13 protein-coding genes are annotated in these 18225 nt (G+C 40.5%); 7 read left to right on the forward strand and 6 right to left on the reverse strand.

The features are described 5' to 3' along the window. Positions 1-141 precede the first annotated feature (141 nt). Positions 142-2502 carry a hypothetical protein gene (locus B3317_RS04720; protein ID WP_291109129.1) on the reverse strand — a complete coding sequence of 787 codons (2361 nt, stop codon included), beginning with the start codon at positions 2500-2502 and terminating at the stop codon, positions 142-144. Positions 2503-2786: 284 nt separating this feature from the next. Further along, on the reverse strand, positions 2787-3479 hold the full coding sequence (locus tag B3317_RS04725; RefSeq protein ID WP_291109131.1) for a hypothetical protein: 693 nt from the start codon (positions 3477-3479) through the stop codon (positions 2787-2789). Between the two features lie 1173 nt (positions 3480-4652). Here B3317_RS04725 and B3317_RS04730 point away from each other — a divergent pair. From B3317_RS04730 to B3317_RS04750, 5 genes are all read left to right on the forward strand, one after another. Next, complete coding sequence (locus B3317_RS04730) at positions 4653-5054, forward strand: DUF3244 domain-containing protein (protein WP_291109133.1); 402 nt, start codon at positions 4653-4655, stop codon at positions 5052-5054. A gap of 79 nt (positions 5055-5133) precedes the next feature. Further along, the gene (locus tag B3317_RS04735) at positions 5134-6840 is read left to right on the forward strand and encodes a tetratricopeptide repeat protein (protein WP_291109135.1); all 1707 of its coding nucleotides are present in this window, start codon (positions 5134-5136) and stop codon (positions 6838-6840) included. 70 nt (positions 6841-6910) lie between these two features. After that, on the forward strand, positions 6911-7318 hold the full coding sequence (locus B3317_RS04740) for a DUF3244 domain-containing protein (protein WP_291109137.1): 408 nt from the start codon (positions 6911-6913) through the stop codon (positions 7316-7318). A 79-nt stretch (positions 7319-7397) separates the two neighbouring features. After that, complete coding sequence (locus tag B3317_RS04745) at positions 7398-9101, forward strand: tetratricopeptide repeat protein (RefSeq protein ID WP_291109139.1); 1704 nt, start codon at positions 7398-7400, stop codon at positions 9099-9101. A gap of 241 nt (positions 9102-9342) precedes the next feature. Beyond that, positions 9343-10470 carry a phage portal protein gene (locus tag B3317_RS04750; protein WP_291109141.1) on the forward strand — a complete coding sequence of 376 codons (1128 nt, stop codon included), beginning with the start codon at positions 9343-9345 and terminating at the stop codon, positions 10468-10470. Between the two features lie 52 nt (positions 10471-10522). Here the strand turns inward: B3317_RS04750 and B3317_RS04755 are convergent, their stop codons facing one another. The 3 genes from B3317_RS04755 to B3317_RS04765 all read right to left on the reverse strand — a co-directional run bounded on the left by B3317_RS04755 (position 10523) and on the right by B3317_RS04765 (position 13652). Continuing rightward, complete coding sequence (locus tag B3317_RS04755) at positions 10523-11656, reverse strand: MBL fold metallo-hydrolase (protein ID WP_291109143.1); 1134 nt, start codon at positions 11654-11656, stop codon at positions 10523-10525. A 124-nt stretch (positions 11657-11780) separates the two neighbouring features. Next, the gene (locus B3317_RS04760) at positions 11781-12392 is read right to left on the reverse strand and encodes a DUF4230 domain-containing protein (protein WP_291109145.1); all 612 of its coding nucleotides are present in this window, start codon (positions 12390-12392) and stop codon (positions 11781-11783) included. A 360-nt stretch (positions 12393-12752) separates the two neighbouring features. Continuing rightward, positions 12753-13652 carry a sugar phosphate isomerase/epimerase family protein gene (locus tag B3317_RS04765; RefSeq protein ID WP_291109147.1) on the reverse strand — a complete coding sequence of 300 codons (900 nt, stop codon included), beginning with the start codon at positions 13650-13652 and terminating at the stop codon, positions 12753-12755. 276 nt (positions 13653-13928) lie between these two features. Between B3317_RS04765 and sucC the strand changes: the two genes are divergently transcribed. Together sucC and sucD are read left to right on the forward strand one after the other, a co-directional pair. Further along, positions 13929-15056, forward strand: a complete 1128-nt coding sequence (sucC, locus tag B3317_RS04770; RefSeq protein WP_291109149.1) for an ADP-forming succinate--CoA ligase subunit beta — start codon at positions 13929-13931, stop codon at positions 15054-15056. Between the two features lie 85 nt (positions 15057-15141). Further along, complete coding sequence (gene sucD / locus B3317_RS04775) at positions 15142-16014, forward strand: succinate--CoA ligase subunit alpha (protein ID WP_291109151.1); 873 nt, start codon at positions 15142-15144, stop codon at positions 16012-16014. Positions 16015-16324: 310 nt separating this feature from the next. On the opposite strand, the gene B3317_RS04780 is transcribed toward sucD, so the two are convergent. Continuing rightward, a complete protein-coding gene (locus tag B3317_RS04780) occupies positions 16325-18091 on the reverse strand; it encodes a hypothetical protein (RefSeq protein WP_291109153.1) in 1767 nt (588 codons plus the stop codon). Between the last annotated feature and the right edge of the window lie 134 nt (positions 18092-18225).

The raw sequence follows: 18225 nt of genomic DNA on the forward strand, positions 1-18225 counted from the left end.
AATGTTTATAAAATAGATTTCGATTACGGCTATAAGGATGGAAATTATCATGCATATCTCAAAAGCGTAATAGTGAAATTATAAAGAAAAAAATTTAATTTTTTCACAGGGGATTTAGAAATCCCCTGTAATTAAAAATTATTAGTTTCCCGACCATCTATCTACCTGTACTGCATCCTCTTGTGCGCGAATAATATCCGTAACGGCAACCTTTGACTCTATTTTTATCGATTTGATTGCTTTTATTAAAGCATCATTATCAATAGATTCGGGTGCTTCTATTGCAGGCATTAGTCCACCAGAAGCAAACTCTCTTTGGAATGGCAGTTCGAAACCCTGTGATGCTCTGGCGAAAAATCCGGTTACATCGGAGGGTGTTAATTCTTTACGTTGGGAGTTTATATAGCGTACCAAGCCGAGATTTTTACTTGTTGACTCTCTGTTTATAACATATTCGCCGCCTTCTACTTCTATATTTGTACCTTCGATGCGCATGCCGCCTTGTGAGTGGCGTTTGCCATTAAGCAGTCCACCGTCGGCAAATTTGGCAAGCTGCTTTGTCATTATACCCACCTGAATAGCCCCTGCTGCGGCAACTACCGCCGCCAATATAGGGCCGAGAATTGGCCCATAAGATAAAGCCTTTGTTACTCCTTGTGCTACATTAAAGATACCTTCACCAATATTTTTAAGTAATGTCGCTTTGCGGTTTAGCTTTTCTATTTTTTCTTGCTCTTTTTGTTTCTTGGCTTTTTTGTCTTCTAATGCTTTATCTTTATCATCATATTCTTTTTTAGTGGCTAAGATTCCATTATGATAATCTATTTCATTTTGAAGCTGTTGTGCTTTTTGGGTCTGTCCTTGTTCTGTTGCTTTTTTCTTTTCTTCTTCAAGTTCTTTTAATTTGCTGGTACTTTGTTCAGCATCGTATTTAATAGCTGCTATATTAACCTTATTTTGTTTTATGTCTTCATCTATTGCATCTATCTCTGCCTTATACACACTACTAATAGCCCCAAAAGTCGCACCAAAATAATCGGCAGTCTGGGTCAATGCTCCTTTTATGCTATTTGCCACCGTGCTTAGCTGTTCGGTATACTGCTTCCACTGCACCATGCCGAGATCCTGTTCTTTCTTCTCGGCGGCAGTGATGCTTTGCTGTATAGTTATCAGTTCGGCACCTGCCTGTTTTATATATTCCAGTTTTTTGGTTTCTATTTCCTTGCGTTTCTCGGCATTGTCGCCGGCGGCAGCTATTTCTTCATTAAATACATCAACTTGCGTCATCATATTTTGCATCATAGATGCCCGCAACGCCTTATCTTCATTTATCTGGTTGGCATAGTTGGTTCGGGTAGCCTGTATGTCGAGGTACTTCTTTGTGGCATCGGCAGCTTTGTCGGTAGCTTCAGCATTCTTCTTTGTAGCATCGGCAGATTGATTGTTGGCTTCTGCTGCTTTTTCTGCTGCATCGGTAATTGCTTTTTGCGATTTTACGGAATGGTCTACAATCTGGCTGACAGTCTTGTCCGAAAAGGTCTTATCTTTCAACATCATATCCTGAAAGAAGAAATCGAGTTCATCAGCCACTTTCTCCGTACTTTTCTTTATTTTCTTCGAAGCTGTATCTACATGTACTTCCATCTTTTCGCCACGCTGTTTCAGGAAATTCTCAAATGTACCGGCTTTGTCTTTCTGGTATTGCTGTTCCAGCTTGGCCGATTCCTCATTATATTGGGCGTCAAGGTCTTTTAGTTTCTGAAACCGGGCTATCGCCATCGCCTGCCTGTCGGCATCGGAATATTGTATGTGGGCTGTTTTCTCGTCTTCGGAGGCAATGGTGAGGTCGGTTGCATTTTTTATTGCCTGCGTTTCCAGTTTGTACTTGGCTTCTAGCGAGGCTTTCTGCTTCTCGTAGTTATCGTCTATGGCAGTAGCCATATTTTTCATCGAATCTTGTATTATCAGGGCGCGCTTGTCGTTGTTGTCCTGTATGTGCCTTGTTATTCCGGCTTCTGTTTGTTCATATAGTTTCCTTATCAGGGTTTCCTGCACGGTGGTATCATCCCCCCTTTTTTTAGCATTCGCGAGCGCAAAATTCAAAACGGAGAGATCTTCTTTTTCTTTTTCTTTTGCCGATTTTATAAAAGCGGCTTCTTCTTTTTTTATTTCATCCAGCTTTTTTTTATGTGCATCGCTTATCTTTTTTGCACCATCCAGTTCTTTATTTATGCCCGTTTGTATAGACGCCTGCACTTCCTGCAATCCTTTTGCGCTGCGGGGCAATAGTTTCGACATGCCTTCTACAATTGTACCCATCTTTTGATAAGCGGGTATAATCTTATCCATATTCTTTACCGGCTCGGGCGAGGTGAGTATGCCTTGTAATATTTCCTGAGCCGAAATTACGTTTATGGTCTTTATTTCCACATTCTCCAGCTTGTCCTTCAATGCTACAACATCGCTACTGTCAATTTTTAATTTAAGTGTTTTGTCTGCCATAAGTGTTTTTATGGTATAGATAAAGTTTTTTATTTTTGATTACCTTTGGTCGATAAAAAATTCACATACCACCGTCCCGCCGTCCTTTCGGATTTGCAATCCGAAAGTTTCTATTGTGAGGATTTATAATCCACCAAAGAGTTTATTGGATTGTAAATCCTGATAATAAAAAGCAGGGGATTGAAAATCCCCTGCGACGAAGCCTAATATACTGGAATTCTACTTTTCCTACCTCCTTATCTGCCTTTCAAACTTATACTGCTCATCTTCAGCCCGCATCTTATCTATCCGGTAAAGGAGGAATCCGAAAACTTCGACAACTGCCTTTCCAGTGATCTGGTCAAATAAGTATATTTTATCCTCCGCCAGATCGGCAATTGTTTTATACCACCCCCATTTATTACAAAAGTCTTTGTATCCTTTAGAAACCGGTTTGCCTGAGCCACCACCGTTGAATAATGGTGCAAAATCGCTTCTGATTTTTTCTTTTTGTACAAAAAAAAAGCGAGCAACGGTAGGGCTTTGTCGCAAGGCAGGTTGCGGAACGTCTCTTGTCGTATGGCGGCAGTATCGGGATTGTAGCTTTCACCCGCCGGACGGCATACGATAGCCAGCGTTTCCGAAATTTTGGTTTGGCTGTCACCGTTGAGCGTTTCCTCTACGTCTATCCATTCGCTCAGTGTGAGCTTGTCCGATACGGGGATAAAGAAATCCTGCCCATCGATATTGACCCTTGTTGCAGGTTCGAAATCGGTGTCGAACACAAAGCTGACAGCTTCGTATATGGCATCGAACAGTTGGGTAGGGGAGTCAAGCAACCATTGGCTGTCCAGCCTGCAAATGCCGGCTATGAAGTGCACGTATTCCATCTTGCCATCGGGGCGGTGCTTAAACCATTTTTCATAATCGGCAAGGCTAAGGTCGGCCCATGATTCGGGTAAAGAGATTTTCTGGTTGTTGATTTCGATTTTTAACATAATTTTTATATTTAAAGATTTCAAAATTTCAAGATTATAAATCGCTTGCGCCATTCTTCATTATTTCTCACTGTATAGATAAATTACTTTTATTTTGATAAAGGATTAATCAATTTTTTTCATGCGGCGATAGTAAATTTGTTTCATTTTATGATAAATATAATGTTCTCAAACTGCTGTTTACTGTATCTTGAGAGTTACACAACTCTATACGCTTCCCCATACGCTTCCCCATACGCTTCCCCATACGCTTTCTTATACACTAACCACTACACTAACCTATACGCTACCCTATACTATACTAAAGACAAGACTATACAAGACTATATAAAAAAGAAAATTAAATAAAAGAAAAAAGAATCGGGGTATAGATAATTTTAAAAAAATATCATAAAATCTGCATAAAGTTGAAATGAATTTATCTATGCCCCAAAAAGCGAGCCGAAAGTATGACAAATTTTATTCATAGTACAGTTTACAAGCTAAAAGTGCAACAGGTTGCCGGTTGCATGCCGGTATTGTTATGTTTCCCCCATGCCGGACTTATGCCTGTTTTGGGTAAGATAGTTGAGTGCAAGGAGGTTTCTCTTATTTTTTATCAGATATTTTCGGTAATAAGCAAGACTGTTTTTTTTTCAGGCGACTCTCCGCCACGTATTTCACCGCTTTATCGACACTATCTATTTTAACATAGAAACAATCCATTAAACAAAATTCACTTTCGTTACGTTAATACTATGTGTTTTTCATGGTATTAGATTTTAAGGTTAATAATGAAGATTGGTTGTTGTGAAACAACCTTTTCTTTTTTTATTTGGCGTCTGCGTGTGTATCCTTTTTGCTATTTTGATAAATAAATATTTATCTTTATCAGGTTATTATGGAAATCAAACTCATTGGAAGGAACGAAAGACAAAAGATAGCGGGTCCAAATATTTTTAATTCTTTTTTTAGCGATTGATTGTTAAAAAAAAATCTATATTTTTTACTTTTATTATATGAATTAAATTGCTAAATATGTTAATCTTAACAAAATTATATCTAAGAAAAAATCTATATTCAATCTTTTTAATATGTTAAATATGAAAAATAGGATGTAATTTTATATATTCCTCTCACAACTTTATCTATACTTCTTTTATGTTTATTAATTAAAGTAAAAACTAAACAATTATGAGAATTAAAATTTTTTTTCTTGCGTTTTTGATCTCTTGCGTTGGCGGAATAAGTTATGCTGCTGTTGATGGAATAGTTAATGTTGCCTTGCATAATGCCGGTGGACCTGGAGAGACTGGTCCTATATTTCCTATGGCCAGAATGTTTTCTGTATCTCCGGTAACAGTGACTGTAACCGATGATGTAAATCTGGATATATTATTCAGGAGTAGTGTTGGTGCAGTAGTTGTGGCAATTAAAGATGAAGCAGGTGTGGTACACTATGTGAAAAGCGTAGATACTACAGAAACAACCAGCTTATCGGTAGATATCAGTATGCTTCCGCCCGGAACATATACTATTTCATTTACAAATGCGGATAAGACATTGAACAAATATGGCACTTTTGAGGTTAATTAATCATTCATTTTTTACAAAATAAATTCAGAAGGGTTCGGGTTTACCAGCCCGAGCCTTTTCTATTCTAGGTCTTAGTTTAATGAAAAATATAGCATTTAGTAAAAGTTATATACTTTGTCTACTACTAATTTTCTTTTTCTATTCCTGCAAAAAAGACAATCATTCCGCAGAATTGTTAACAAAGGCGCAAAGTATTGTAGATAATAATCCATCCGAAGCCCTTTTATTGCTGGACTCGATCCGCAATCCGGAGCAGATGGATAAAAATAATTATATGCAGTATATAGTAGCAAGGGTGCAGGCAAAATTTAATATTCATCGGCCGGATATAAAGAATGACACCTTGATTTTCGATGCATACAAATATTTTGATGAGAAGAAAAATTATCAGCAAGCGGCTTTGGCTCATTATCATACAGCAGCCCTGTATAATGAAAACGAATTTGCTGATAAAGAACTGGAACATTTTAAACTAGCAATGCATTATGCTTTAAAAGCAGGTGATAACCTTTTGGCTGGCAAAAGTCTTCATTGGATTGGAAACCTGTATCACCGTAAGAATATACAGGACAGTGCCATAGTTAATTATAAACGGGCTTTACATTATTACCCGGTAAGTAAGGAATCTGAGAAATATATATTGCATGCAATAAATCTTACAGGCTTTTCCTATGAAATGGAGGGTAATTTCGATAGTGCATTTGTTTATTTTAACAAAGGTATGCAATTGGCAAAACAACTTGATAATAAAGCCTCCCAAATAACCTTTTCTCATTTATTAGGTATCGTTTATCGTGATTTGGAAGATTTTCCCAAAGCGGAATCTTATTTGCAAGAAGCAATACACGGAACTACCAATCGGGATGAGAAACGGCGTATTAATCTCAGTATACTCATGTTATACAACGATATGAGCAAGCTTGATTCTGCAATGTATTATTCCAATCAACTGTTGTCATATATTCCTGAAATGACATATATCAACACCCGCCAGGAAAGCTATGCAGCTATATCGGAATATTATAAGAAAAGCGGAGATTATAAAACGGCGCTTTATTATAATAATCTGTATGATACTACTACCCGGGAAATCAAAGAGGCTGATAATACTAAAAAGCTGGCTGAAGCCGACCGAAAGTACAAGGCGGTTATAGAACAACAGGAACTGCAAAGCACGCGCATGCGCAGTTATCTGTATTCAATAGGCGCTGTATCATTCACACTGATTATTCTTATGACCGTCTATTTCAGGAGCCGGACATCGCGTCTCAAGCGTCAGAGAGTAGCCGAGCGCAACAAATTACTCGAAGAGCAGTCGCAGGTGCATGCGAAATTGCTTGAACATCAGCACGAAAGCCTTACATATATGCAGGGTATATATCGTAGTATTGTAGACGAATGGGCGGATATAGACAAAAAGGTGAAGTCTCTGGCTAAAGAATTCGGGGTGAAAGAAGAACCCGAACTCTACATGAAAATAAAACAGATGATAGAAAATTTTAAACAGAATACCAATCAGCAGCTTGTGGTACTCGCTAAAGAGCATTTTCTGAAACAACCCTATGGCGATAGTGCCGTTTCTACCCTGAAGGACAAGGATCTGCTGCTCTTTATGCTTTACTACTGCGGATATAAACGTAATGATGTCGCAATTTTGTTGGGTGTTAATCCACACAAGGATAATATGGCCTTCCGCAAACTGGATTTGAGGAATAAACTTCTCAAAGCAGGAATGGAACAGTATGATATTGAAAAAATATTATTTTCGGAAGAAAATATAAATTAAAATATCTAACTTTATCAATTGGCTGTAAATGCCTGTTTAGAACACGCAATAATTTAAAAATTAATCTATTATGAGAACAAAATTTTACTTCTTAGTGTTTATTATGTTGTGTCTGGGAGGAAATGCTTTTGCTGGTAATATCGTAGATATTGCGGTAGGAGACGGACCGGGTGAAGGCGGTCCTACTATAAATCCTCCGGCGGCTGCTCGAATGGCTGTTATGTCTACCGTATCTCCTATATCAGTAAAAATGGTTGATGACAAGAGTCTGGTAGTATCATTCACAGCTAATTTAGGTGTTGTAACCGTGGCCGTTAAAGATGAAACTGGCGCTGTATATTACACAAAGGTTGTAAATACGTCAAATTCAAGCAAATTGTCTGTAAATATTTCTGGACTTCCAGCAGGTAAGTACACTATAACATTTGTGAATACTGCTACTTCTTTGAAAAAATATGGTACCTTTGAAATTGATTGATATTAAATTTTTCAAATAACAATATTGAAGGGGTTCGGGACTTGTAATCCCGAACCTTTTCTAGTCTGGTTCTTTTTTAATGAGCAATATAGCATTAGCTAAAAGTCTTACATATTCTCTTTTATTCATACTCTTTCTTTACTCCTGTGAGAAAGGCGGGCATTCTGCAAAGCTATTGGAGCAAGCCCGGAGTAAAATAGAAGACAATCCTTCCGAAGCACTTCTTCTGCTCGATTCTATCCGTAATCCTTCCGGTATGGATCAAGACAGCTATATGCGCTATATTTTATTGCATGTTCAGGCAAAGTCTTTGATGCGTAAGGATATAAAGAGCGATACTTTGGTCTTTGAAGCACAAAAGTATTTTGACACAAAAAACGATCCTTATCAGTCGGCACTGGCACACTATTATGCAGCAGGTGTATATCATGCGAATAATATTCCCGATAAAGAATTGGAGCATTTTATGCTGGCAGGGCATTATGCCCGTAAAGCCGGTAACAATTTACTGATGGGCAAAAGCCGGCATAGCATCGGTAACTTATATTATGAAAAAGGTGTGATGGACAGTGCTATTGTCAACTACAGACAGGCATTGGATCATTATGCAAAAAATGGAGGGATGGAAGACTTCAGGCTACAGATAATGAGATTTACAGGTATAGCTTACCAGTCTGAGGGAAAACTGGATAGCGCTTATTATTATTTTGACGAAGGTTTACGTTATTCGAAAGAACTGAATAATATTCCATCTCAGGTATCTTTCACCCATATGTTGGGAATGCTGTATCGGAAAAAAGGCGACCATCAGAAATCTGCTGATTATCTGAGAAAAGCGCTTGCCGAAACTACCGACCAACAAGAGGCAATAAGGATATGCCTTAGTTTTTTGAAGTTATATCATAATCAGAATCAACCGGATTCGGCAAAGTATTATTCGGATCTGATGAAGGAACATCTGGTCAAAATAACATATCCGCGGACATTGGAAGATCTTTATAAATCTCTGGCGAGCTACCACGAAGAAAATGGAGATTACAAGGAAGCATTGCATTACAATAACTTACTATTGGATGTTACCCGGCAAATAAATGAATCAAACAGTCTGCAAAAATTATCGGAAGCAGATAAAAAATATAAAGCTGCCCTCCATAAAAAAGAGTTGGATAGTTTGCTTATGCGCAACTACCTCTACTTACTGGGCGGTATATCGCTCGTATTCATTGTATTGGTAGTAGCATATTTTAATAACAGAACCATGCGGCTCAAACGTCAGAGGATAGACGAACGCAACAAATTGTTGGAGGAGCAATCACTGGTTCAGCAGAAACTTCTCGAACATCAGGACGAAAGCCTGACGTATATGCAGGGTATATACCGTAATATTGTAACCGAATGGGTGGAAATAGATAAACAGGTGAAATTACTGGCCAAAGAATTCGGAGCCAAAGAAGAACCCGAACTTTATGTGAAAATAAAGAAGATGGTGGAAAGCTTCAGGCAAAATACCAATGAGCAGCTTGTGGGACAGGCTAAAGAACATTTTCAGAAACAACCGTATGGTGAAAATGTGCTTTCGGTGCTGAAAGATAAGGAACTACTACTGTTTATGCTTTACTATTGCGGATATAAGCGCAATGATGTTGCAGTCCTGTTGGGAGTACGTCCGCACAAGGAGAATATGAATTTCCGCAAACTGGATTTACGGAATAAATTACTCAAGGCAGGGATGCCGAAAGAGGATATTGAGCAGATATTATTTGCAGAGGATAAAGAAGACTGATATTATCCGGTTTTTTCCTTTGTACCCAATCCATTTCCTTTTTTGATATTTCTATTGTTTTGGTTAGGTGTGAGCATCTGTCCGATTTATTATTTAATACCACAGTCGAATCTTTCTCTTATCTCATCTGTTGTAGGTTTGGTATGTATATGCGATTGTGTTTTGAATGAACGAAGTTAAATAAAACTCCTCCATTCTGTTATCAAAATCGAAATAATTTATCTATACTCTAAAAACACCAATGAAAAAAGCAGAAAATATGAAACAACATTCGACAGGAGCCGATTATGCAGTAATTAAATTATCCCAATCGGTAAAATCATACCCGACGTTCACCCGCAACACAAAAGGTTGGGTAAGCTATGACCGCGACAATTTATTGCCGCAGCGAATCATTGAACTGAACAACGAATCGGCAATCAACAAAGCTGTGATAGACAACAAAGTGACTTATATTTGCGGAACAGGAGTGAAGGACGGGGAATATTACGGTCAACCTAATCCTGCCGACGACTGGGATGCTTTGATAGAAAAAATAGCTAAAGATTATGTGACTTTCGGCGGATACTGCTTTCAGGTGATACTGAACGAAAACGGCAAGACTGTAAGCCTTTACCATACCGATTTCAGTAAAGTGAGGGTAGGGGAAGTCAACGAGTTTGGCACTTATCTTAGCTTTTTCCTGTCTAACGACTGGCGCAAGACGTACGGGAAATTCGCCCCTGTAGAGATAAAGGCTTACGGGGCCGAAGAAATGCAGAAAGGCGTTCCGTATCTTTTCTATTACAAGGATTATGAGCCGAGCCTCGATTATTATCCTGTTCCCCAATATTATTCCGCATTGAATTATATAGAGGCGGATGGATTGCTGGGTAAATTTTACCGCAACTCTATCAACAATGGTTTTGTACCTTCTACCATTATTACGATGCCGAGTAATCCGGCAGAGGAACAGAAAGAACAATTCCAGAAAGATATCGAAAGCAGCTATGCAGGTACCAACGGGGCAAACAGCATCGTTGTGCTTTGGGGCGAAAGTCAGGAAGTAAAGCCTGTGGTGACATCATATACAGCGAGTAACAATGCCGATCTGTACAACAATGTGGATGAGATTATTTTCCAGAAAATCATATCTGCTCACCGCCTCACTTCGCCTACACTGGCAGGCCTGTCGGGTTCGGGCAACCTGAGCGGAAATGCCAATGAGATAATCAATTCATATGTGCTTTACAATCATACGGTTATCCACCAGCTTCGCCGCAAAATATTGGATACGCTAAGTATTTTTACCATCAATAACGGATATAAACGGTTGGTGGTGGAAGATCTGGATATCGTGAAAGAACTTGCTGCCGACAGCAATAATTAGTTTTTTGTATTTCATGTGCGGGTACGGGCTTTAAGATTCGTACCCTTTTCTTTTATTCAATCCCCACCCACCATTCTTTAAACGTCTGTGTACTGCCTTTCAGATTCACCACTTCGCCTATCATTGGGGTCAGCAGGCGCATATTCTCTACCTTACCTGCTGCTGTCACCCTTTTCAGAGGGTCGTCCCACGAATGGTTTGCAAGGGCATATTTAGACGAATGGACCGGGAATAGTACCTCTGTATGCAAATCTTTGGCTGCCTGCACCACTTCTTCGGGTGTCATATGGATATATTTCCATCCTGTGCCATATTGTCCGTTTTCGAGTATCGCCAGGTCTATCTTGCCGAAGCGTTCACCTATTTTGGCAAAATGTGTGTCATATCCGCTGTCGCCGCCCAGATAGATTTTCATTGTAGGTGTTTGCAGGAGAAATGAAGCCCATAACGACTGGTTCGGAGAAAGCCCCCGACCCGAAAAATGCCGCGCAGGAAGGCAGTATGTCGTAAATCCGTCACCGATAACGGCATCCTCGTTCCAGTCCAGTTCTACAACCTTATCCATATCAAAGCCCCATCTTTCGAAGTGCTCTGCCACGCCCAGTCCGCAAATTATTTTATCTGTGCGGTCTTTGAGCGCCATTACACTTTTATAATCGAGATGATCCCAGTGGTCGTGCGAAATAAATAAGTAATCTATATCAGGCATATCTTCTGCTTTATATCCGTCGGCACCATCGAAAGCCTTGTTAGCAAAAGAAACGGGTGATGCGGCCTTACTGAATACCGGATCGGCCAGTATGCGCTTGTCGTCTATCTGTATGAAATAGGATGAATGCCCGAACCAGACCAGTATATCATCATTCCGGTCGAGATGGAGTAAGTCGGTTTTCACTGAAGGAATTTTATCGGTAGGAGTCACACGTTCGTGTTTTACAAAAAGAAACTCATACATAATACCTATATATCCTTTGTCTCCCGTTAGTTGCGGTGTATGGCTCAAATTCTGGAATTTTCCGTCCCTGTAATTCGGTGAGTTCTTTACCCGTTCTTTACGTTCCCCGCTTGGTGTACAGCCAAAACTTGGCTGATTGACAAATATTGCAACTGTGACTGCTAATAATGCTGTGACTGAAAGTATTATAATCATTGCGCTTTTTATTCTCTTTTTAGTTTTCGGCTTCATGAAGTTTCAATTTTTATGTTAAAAGCAAAATTTGTGCCATAATTTATATGAAACTTTAAAGAGAACGCTGATCTGGGAATGATAGATTCCCTGATAAATATTGGATGGTGTCAAACTTGTGTTTTTATTTTTCCTTATATCCCTTTCCCTGTCCGAAGGTGATAAGTATATGTTCGAAGCCCATTGCCTGCAAAATAGGACGCAGCAGGTTCACAGCACTATCGCGGCTTTTACTGTCCATATCCAGTTTTTCAGCTTGTTCGCGTAACTGCTTTTCGGCCTGACGGTAGGCTTCATCCGCTATCTGTGTCGATTCCCACAACCCGAACTGCATATCGTAGATGCGCGAAGCCGAGTGATCTATGGTTACATGACAGACTTCCGGGGCAGGCAAAGTCAGGCGTATGGAATCGCCGGAGGTGTATATGTCTTTGGGTTTGAGCCGTGTGAGGTCTATGCAGCAGATTACTTCACCCGATACGATGAGTGCTGTCTTGGCATTTGGCAACCAGTGCCGCACTTTCTTGTATTCCACCATATCCTGAATGTTGTATTTCAAGACTTCCAGATTGCCGAGGCTTTCTATTTTCTCTACAATCATATTGTGAGAAACTTCTACTTTGTCTCCTCCTTTGTCTTTAACGCTAAAGAGGTACATGACAATGCCACCGATAAGGATACCGATAACGAGCATATTTATATAACTGCGTTGCTTTATTGTATTTCTGCCGGACATATATTGCATTTATCTGCTATTTGGAGTAAATGTACGAAAAGCAATTGTTTTTTGAACAAACTGACAGCACAATAGTTTAACTCTTTATTTTAAAATGATGTAAAAACAGACTTTATGAAAACAGAAAGAAGGTGTGTCAAAAGTATTTTTCACTTTCTATTTACATACGCTACGCTCCTGTGACCGTTGGTTGTCATGTTGAACGGAGTGAAACATCTCGTTTCTCTGGGTCGAGATCCTTCGTTACACTCAGAAACAACGTTCGGCAGAGCGAAGCGGAGCCAATGACAAAGAGGGTAGCACATTGATAGTACTGTGCCCCTTTTGATACACCCTCTTTGCGATGAAATATGAAGTCTTTCAAAAGATTTTCTCAGTTATTGTTGTGTAGTAGTCGATACATTGCCTTATGTCCGGAACGGAATTGTCCCAATTGTTCTCATATTCTATAGATATGTATCCTTTAAAGTTTTGTGCTTTAAGTGTTTTCAGCATCCCCTCTACATCGAGTATGCCTTTTCCCCAGATAACGTCGTGTTGTTCGGTTTCACCATCTTTCTTTTCGGCTATATCCTTGAAATGCAGCGATACGATGCGTCCGTCCAGTTTCCTGAGACAGTCTGTCTGGTTTAAGCCTTCGCGACGCCAGTGACCTACGTCGCAGCATGCGCCTATCATCGGGTTGCGATTGGCTATCTGTGCCAGCAGCAGATCGGGGTTCCAGTAAGTTGACGGCTGCGGATGGTTATGCACGGCTATTTTTATGCCGTATTTGTCTACAAGGCTTTCTATAAGGTCCCAGTCTTTTACGGCCGGTTCGCAGGAAATGAATTCCATGCCCATGTCTTTGGCCAGGATAAATTCTTTTTCCCAGTTGTCGGGGTTATCTGTGCTATATACTCCGGTGGAGATTATTCTTACACCTTTGCTTTCGGCAAATTCTTTTATTTCTTTGCGTTCTTCGGCAGTGAGGTCTATGCCGAATACTTTGTCACCCCATTTATCGCCCAGCTTGTGCCCGGGGAATACCTCGATGTATTTCACTCCCAGTTCGCGGGTTTTGTCCAGAGCTTCGGCAAAGGTGAACCGGTGGAAAGTATAGGACTGTAAGGACAGGTACCATCCGTTTTGTTCGGCCTTGGTTACTGCTTCAACTTCGGTCCGGTTAGCTTCTTCCAGTTGTTGCTTGTTCTTTGTATTGCATGATGTATAACTGCACAGTATGCCTGCAATCAATAGGTATTTACATAGTTTTTTCATATGTCAGATTCGTTAGGGTATATCTTAATTAACAGTGGTAAAGATAAATAAAAGTTTGGGTTGGGTTATATATTGCAGGCTGATTTCGGAATAACAGGTTAATATTTAACTTTTTTCGCCACGTTGTTTTTACTCGATATCCGTTATATAAACATCATCTATCTCCTCTTAAATTAAAATTATCTATAAAATGTACTTTATTAAAAAACTTACCAGTAAATTTAGCTGTTAAAGAAAAGGTATCAATTTAATAACTACTTAAATTTTTTTATACCTATGAAGATACACGAATATCAGGCAAAAAATCTATTCTCGTCTTATGGCATTCCCGTTGAAAAGTATGTACTATGTAATGTAGCCAATGAGGCTGTTACCGCATACGACGGGCTGAACATGGAGCGTGTGGTAGTAAAAGCACAGGTGCTTACCGGAGGCCGCGGTAAGGCAGGAGGAGTTAAACTGGCAAAGAACAGGGAAGATGTAAAACAATATGCAACGGATATTCTGGGTATGAGTATCAAAGAATTTCCCGTTACAAAAATTATTGTGAGCGAAGCTGTTAACATAGGTTCGGAATACTATGTGAGTTTCGTTATCGACCGCAATACTAAATCCGTCATCCTGATGATGAGTGCCGAAGGCGGTATGGATATAGAGGAAGTCGCCGAACATTCACCGGAAAAGATACACAAATTTGCCATTGATCCTTTTATCGGAATTCCTGATTATCTGGCGCGGCGGTTTGCATTTACTATATTCGAAGAAATAAACCAGGTGAATCAACTGGCAGTAATATTACAAAAACTATATAAACTGTTCATAGACAAAGATGCATCACTGGCCGAAATCAATCCGCTGGTACTCACAAAAGAAGGCAACCTGATAGCAATAGATGCCAAAATGACCTTCGACGACAATGCGCTCTACCGTCAGCCGCAGATACATGCCCTTTTCGAACCTACCGAAGAAGAGAAAACAGAGGCGTATGCCAAGGAGAAAGGATTCAGCTATGTACATCTCGATGGCGAAATAGGCTGTATGGTAAATGGTGCAGGCCTTGCTATGGCTACTATGGATATGATAAAATTATACGGTGGTACACCCGCCAATTTTCTCGACATAGGCGGTAGTTCCAACCCCAATAAGGTGATAGAGGCCATGACCTTGTTGCTCAAAGATCCGAAAGTGAAAGTAGTGTTAATCAATATATTCGGCGGCATAACCCGTTGCGACGATGTGGCTTCGGGTTTGCTTACCGCCTTCGAACAATTAAAAACCGATATTCCCGTTATCGTTCGCCTTACAGGTACTAACGAAAAGCAGGGGCGTGATATGCTTGCAGGAACCCGCTTTAAAGTAGCGGAAACAATGGGTGAAGCGGTAAAATTAGCTGTTAGCCAATAGCTGATAGCTTTTAGCTTAAAAATAGTATCAATCGAAAACAATAAAAGCTAATGGCTAACGGCTATCGGCTTAAAGCTTAAACAATATGAGTATACTAATAAACGAATCCACACGACTGATAGTACAGGGAATTACCGGACGCGACGGCAGTTTCCATACTAAGAAGATGCTAGAATACGGTACTAATATAGTAGGCGGTACATCACCCGGAAAAGGTGGTACGGAGATACTCGGCGTACCCGTATTCAATACCGTATATGAAGCTGTACAACAGACTCAAGCCAATACATCCATTATATTTGTTCCTGCTAAATTTGCAGCGGATGCGATTATGGAAGCAGCGGATGCGGGAGTCAGACTCATTATCTGCATATCGGAAGGACTCCCTACACTGGATGCGGTGAAGGCATACCGTTATACCCAGATGAAAGGGGCGATGCTGATAGGGCCTAATTGCCCGGGGCTGATGTCGCCCGACAAATGCCTTGTAGGGATCCTGCCGGGACAGATTTTTAAGAAAGGGAATATCGGTGTCATCAGCCGGAGTGGTACATTGACATATGAGGTAGTGTATCACCTTACGGCAAACGGTATGGGACAATCCACTGCCGTAGGTATGGGTGGTGACCCTGTCGTGGGGCTTTACTACCGCGAATTGCTGGAGATGCTGCAGAATGACCCCGATACCGATGGCATAGTTATGATAGGCGAAATAGGTGGTAACGCAGAAGAACAGGCCGCAGAGTATATCCGCAAGCATGTGACAAAACCTGTTGTCGGCTTCATCGCCGGGCAGGCAGCTCCTCAGGGTAAACAGATGGGGCATGCCGGTGCCATTATAGCAGGCGGCTCGGGTACGGCAGCCGATAAGATTGCTGCACTGGAAGCTGCGGGAGTAAGGGTGGCGAAAGAACCGTCGGAGATACCTGCTCTGCTGAAGGAACGGCTGGGTAATTGATAAAATATTTTTAGATAAAAATCCCCTGTATTACACTGTATACAGGGGATTTTCTTTTATTATGCGGATGCATTGTTTTATGTGTTTACTAGCTTCTTAAACGCATTATTAACCAAGTTTAACGGCTCTAATAGAACATTATTATATAATTCTGCGTTATATTTGTGTAGTTTTGTAAAGTTTGTGTTAAGGTTGAAGAGGTCTGCGATGTGATATCGGGGACTTTTTCTTTTTATATGATATTCTCCTGTTAACGGGAATAAAACGAGCAACTTATCGGTTACTTTCTTTCTCCTTTTAGAATTTGGTGTCACTCATTGAGCCTGTCTACAGCCCATGCCAGAATATTACTGAAAAGTATCTTTTTCGGCTCATAACCTGTGTTAGCCAGATTGGCCCATGCACCCCCGTCGGTGAGCAAAATGAGTGCACCCTTGCTGTCGCTGTCCTCTACCAGCAGGATACGCGCTGCTCCGTCCGACACCTTGGCTATAGGGATAAAGCGGTTTCGGACAGATGTATCGGTAACTGATGCTGCCAAATCTATCTTCCAGTTGTAGTCGACATCCCTGGCAAAAGATAAGCCGGATGCATTACCAAAAGGTCCGTTGACAACCTTGTCGTTCGGCGATGTGAGTGTAGTTGAATTTACTATAATACCCGCTTCGGCATTGGTTGCGGCAGAATAGGTCGCCGATACGGATGAAGTACTGACTCCTAACAGACCTGCGACTATCGATACTGCACCCGCCACAGGAACGGTGGTATTGTCTACAGCATAGATAAGTATCTTTCCGCTTTTGATATAAGCCAGCGCTGTTGCAGCCTCTGTCGCATTCAAAGTCATACTGTAATTGATGATGGTTACGTCGGTAGCCTTATTAGTCATATTGGTTATTGTATTGGCCGTAGAACCGGTGGTAGAAGTTATCTTTTCCACTTTATCGTATATTCCGCTTGGCCCGTAGTTGGCTGTATTCCCGGCTATAGTCGTCATAGAAGCGGGATAGCCTGCGTATGAAATGTTATTTATGTACACTGACAAAGCAGGATATACTGCTTTTATGGTAAAAGGACATGTAGTAGCAGACAATGCACTGTTTGTTGTGAGGGTGAAATTATTCAAACCCTGCGTCAACGGTTTATCAGTCAGATTAGCCGGGGATATTGTAAATGTCTGGCTTCCACTTGCCAGTAATCCTGTTTTGGCAAAAGAATATCCGTTGACTTCATCTGTCTTTATTTCATACATTCCTCCTGCCGAAGGTGCCGTGGCTATACCCTGTATTGTAAGATAATTGGTTGACGGATTCAAATCCGTTCCTACCAGATATGTTCCATTTACAGCCAATGTATTACAGTCGATAAGATAATCTAATGGCTTACCGAGAACCTGATTGGTCAAAGATATTTCAGCAGTATTGATCCTGATCTCTATTGCATCCGGTATGTTGGAAAGATCGCTGGTGGATAGAACGGGTGTACCACTTCCCGGCACCATGATTGTTTGTACTCCTGCTGTCAGGAATTCGCCTGTTAGAATATAATCATAGCCATTGGTGGTGGTTCCTGTGATAATATATTTTCCGGGAACAGAAATATCCAGAACTATATTTAAATAGTTCAGCGGAGTAAGTTCCATTCCTTTTATATATGTACCTCTCACAGTGGCTGAAACCAGTGTGAAATCAGCCGCAATATCAGGTGGACAGCCGGTATCGGAGATGGGAACCCATTGAGTGCCGTCCCATATATTAAGCCCGATAGAGAGTTCCGGTGTTTCCTGCATATTATACACAACCATACCTGTCGATTGTTTTTTTTCCTCTTCGGTTGCCGAGATAACCAAAGGCACCATGCTTTGGGGGCTGACCAGAGATACACGCGGTAATAGCAGCCCTTTTGTGGAATTTGCTAAATTGCTGCCGCTTGTATCCGTCTCCTTGAGATCAAGTAAGGCTCCTGTCCTTGGAGAAAGGTTGGAACCGATCGTTACTTGTGCTGTGAGTATTGAGAAGTTCGACATTATTAAAATTACGATCAAATGTAAAGTCGAAGTCCTTGTTATTAGTTTCATAAGTTAATAGTTTGAACAAATACGTCTTATGTCTTTTGTGTTGTCTTATATTTCAACAAATATCTGTTCAATTAGTTTGATAAGTTTTTGTCTTTACTCTATTATTGTCTTTATTGTCTTTTTTTCGAGGCACA

This window comes from Dysgonomonas sp. UBA7710 (genome assembly GCF_002482385.1).
GTDB lineage: Bacteria > Bacteroidota > Bacteroidia > Bacteroidales > Dysgonomonadaceae > Dysgonomonas.

Coding starts and splice junctions, on each gene's coding strand:
- B3317_RS04720 (WP_291109129.1), bottom strand. CDS start 2,502: ATGGCAGACAAAACACTTAAATTAAAAATTGACAGTAGCGATGTTGTA.
- B3317_RS04725 (WP_291109131.1), bottom strand. CDS start 3,479: ATGTTAAAAATCGAAATCAACAACCAGAAAATCTCTTTACCCGAATCA.
- B3317_RS04730 (WP_291109133.1), top strand. CDS start 4,653: ATGAGAATTAAAATTTTTTTTCTTGCGTTTTTGATCTCTTGCGTTGGC.
- B3317_RS04735 (WP_291109135.1), top strand. CDS start 5,134: ATGAAAAATATAGCATTTAGTAAAAGTTATATACTTTGTCTACTACTA.
- B3317_RS04740 (WP_291109137.1), top strand. CDS start 6,911: ATGAGAACAAAATTTTACTTCTTAGTGTTTATTATGTTGTGTCTGGGA.
- B3317_RS04745 (WP_291109139.1), top strand. CDS start 7,398: ATGAGCAATATAGCATTAGCTAAAAGTCTTACATATTCTCTTTTATTC.
- B3317_RS04750 (WP_291109141.1), top strand. CDS start 9,343: ATGAAAAAAGCAGAAAATATGAAACAACATTCGACAGGAGCCGATTAT.
- B3317_RS04755 (WP_291109143.1), bottom strand. CDS start 11,656: ATGAAGCCGAAAACTAAAAAGAGAATAAAAAGCGCAATGATTATAATA.
- B3317_RS04760 (WP_291109145.1), bottom strand. CDS start 12,392: ATGTCCGGCAGAAATACAATAAAGCAACGCAGTTATATAAATATGCTC.
- B3317_RS04765 (WP_291109147.1), bottom strand. CDS start 13,652: ATGAAAAAACTATGTAAATACCTATTGATTGCAGGCATACTGTGCAGT.
- sucC (WP_291109149.1), top strand. CDS start 13,929: ATGAAGATACACGAATATCAGGCAAAAAATCTATTCTCGTCTTATGGC.
- sucD (WP_291109151.1), top strand. CDS start 15,142: ATGAGTATACTAATAAACGAATCCACACGACTGATAGTACAGGGAATT.
- B3317_RS04780 (WP_291109153.1), bottom strand. CDS start 18,091: ATGAAACTAATAACAAGGACTTCGACTTTACATTTGATCGTAATTTTA.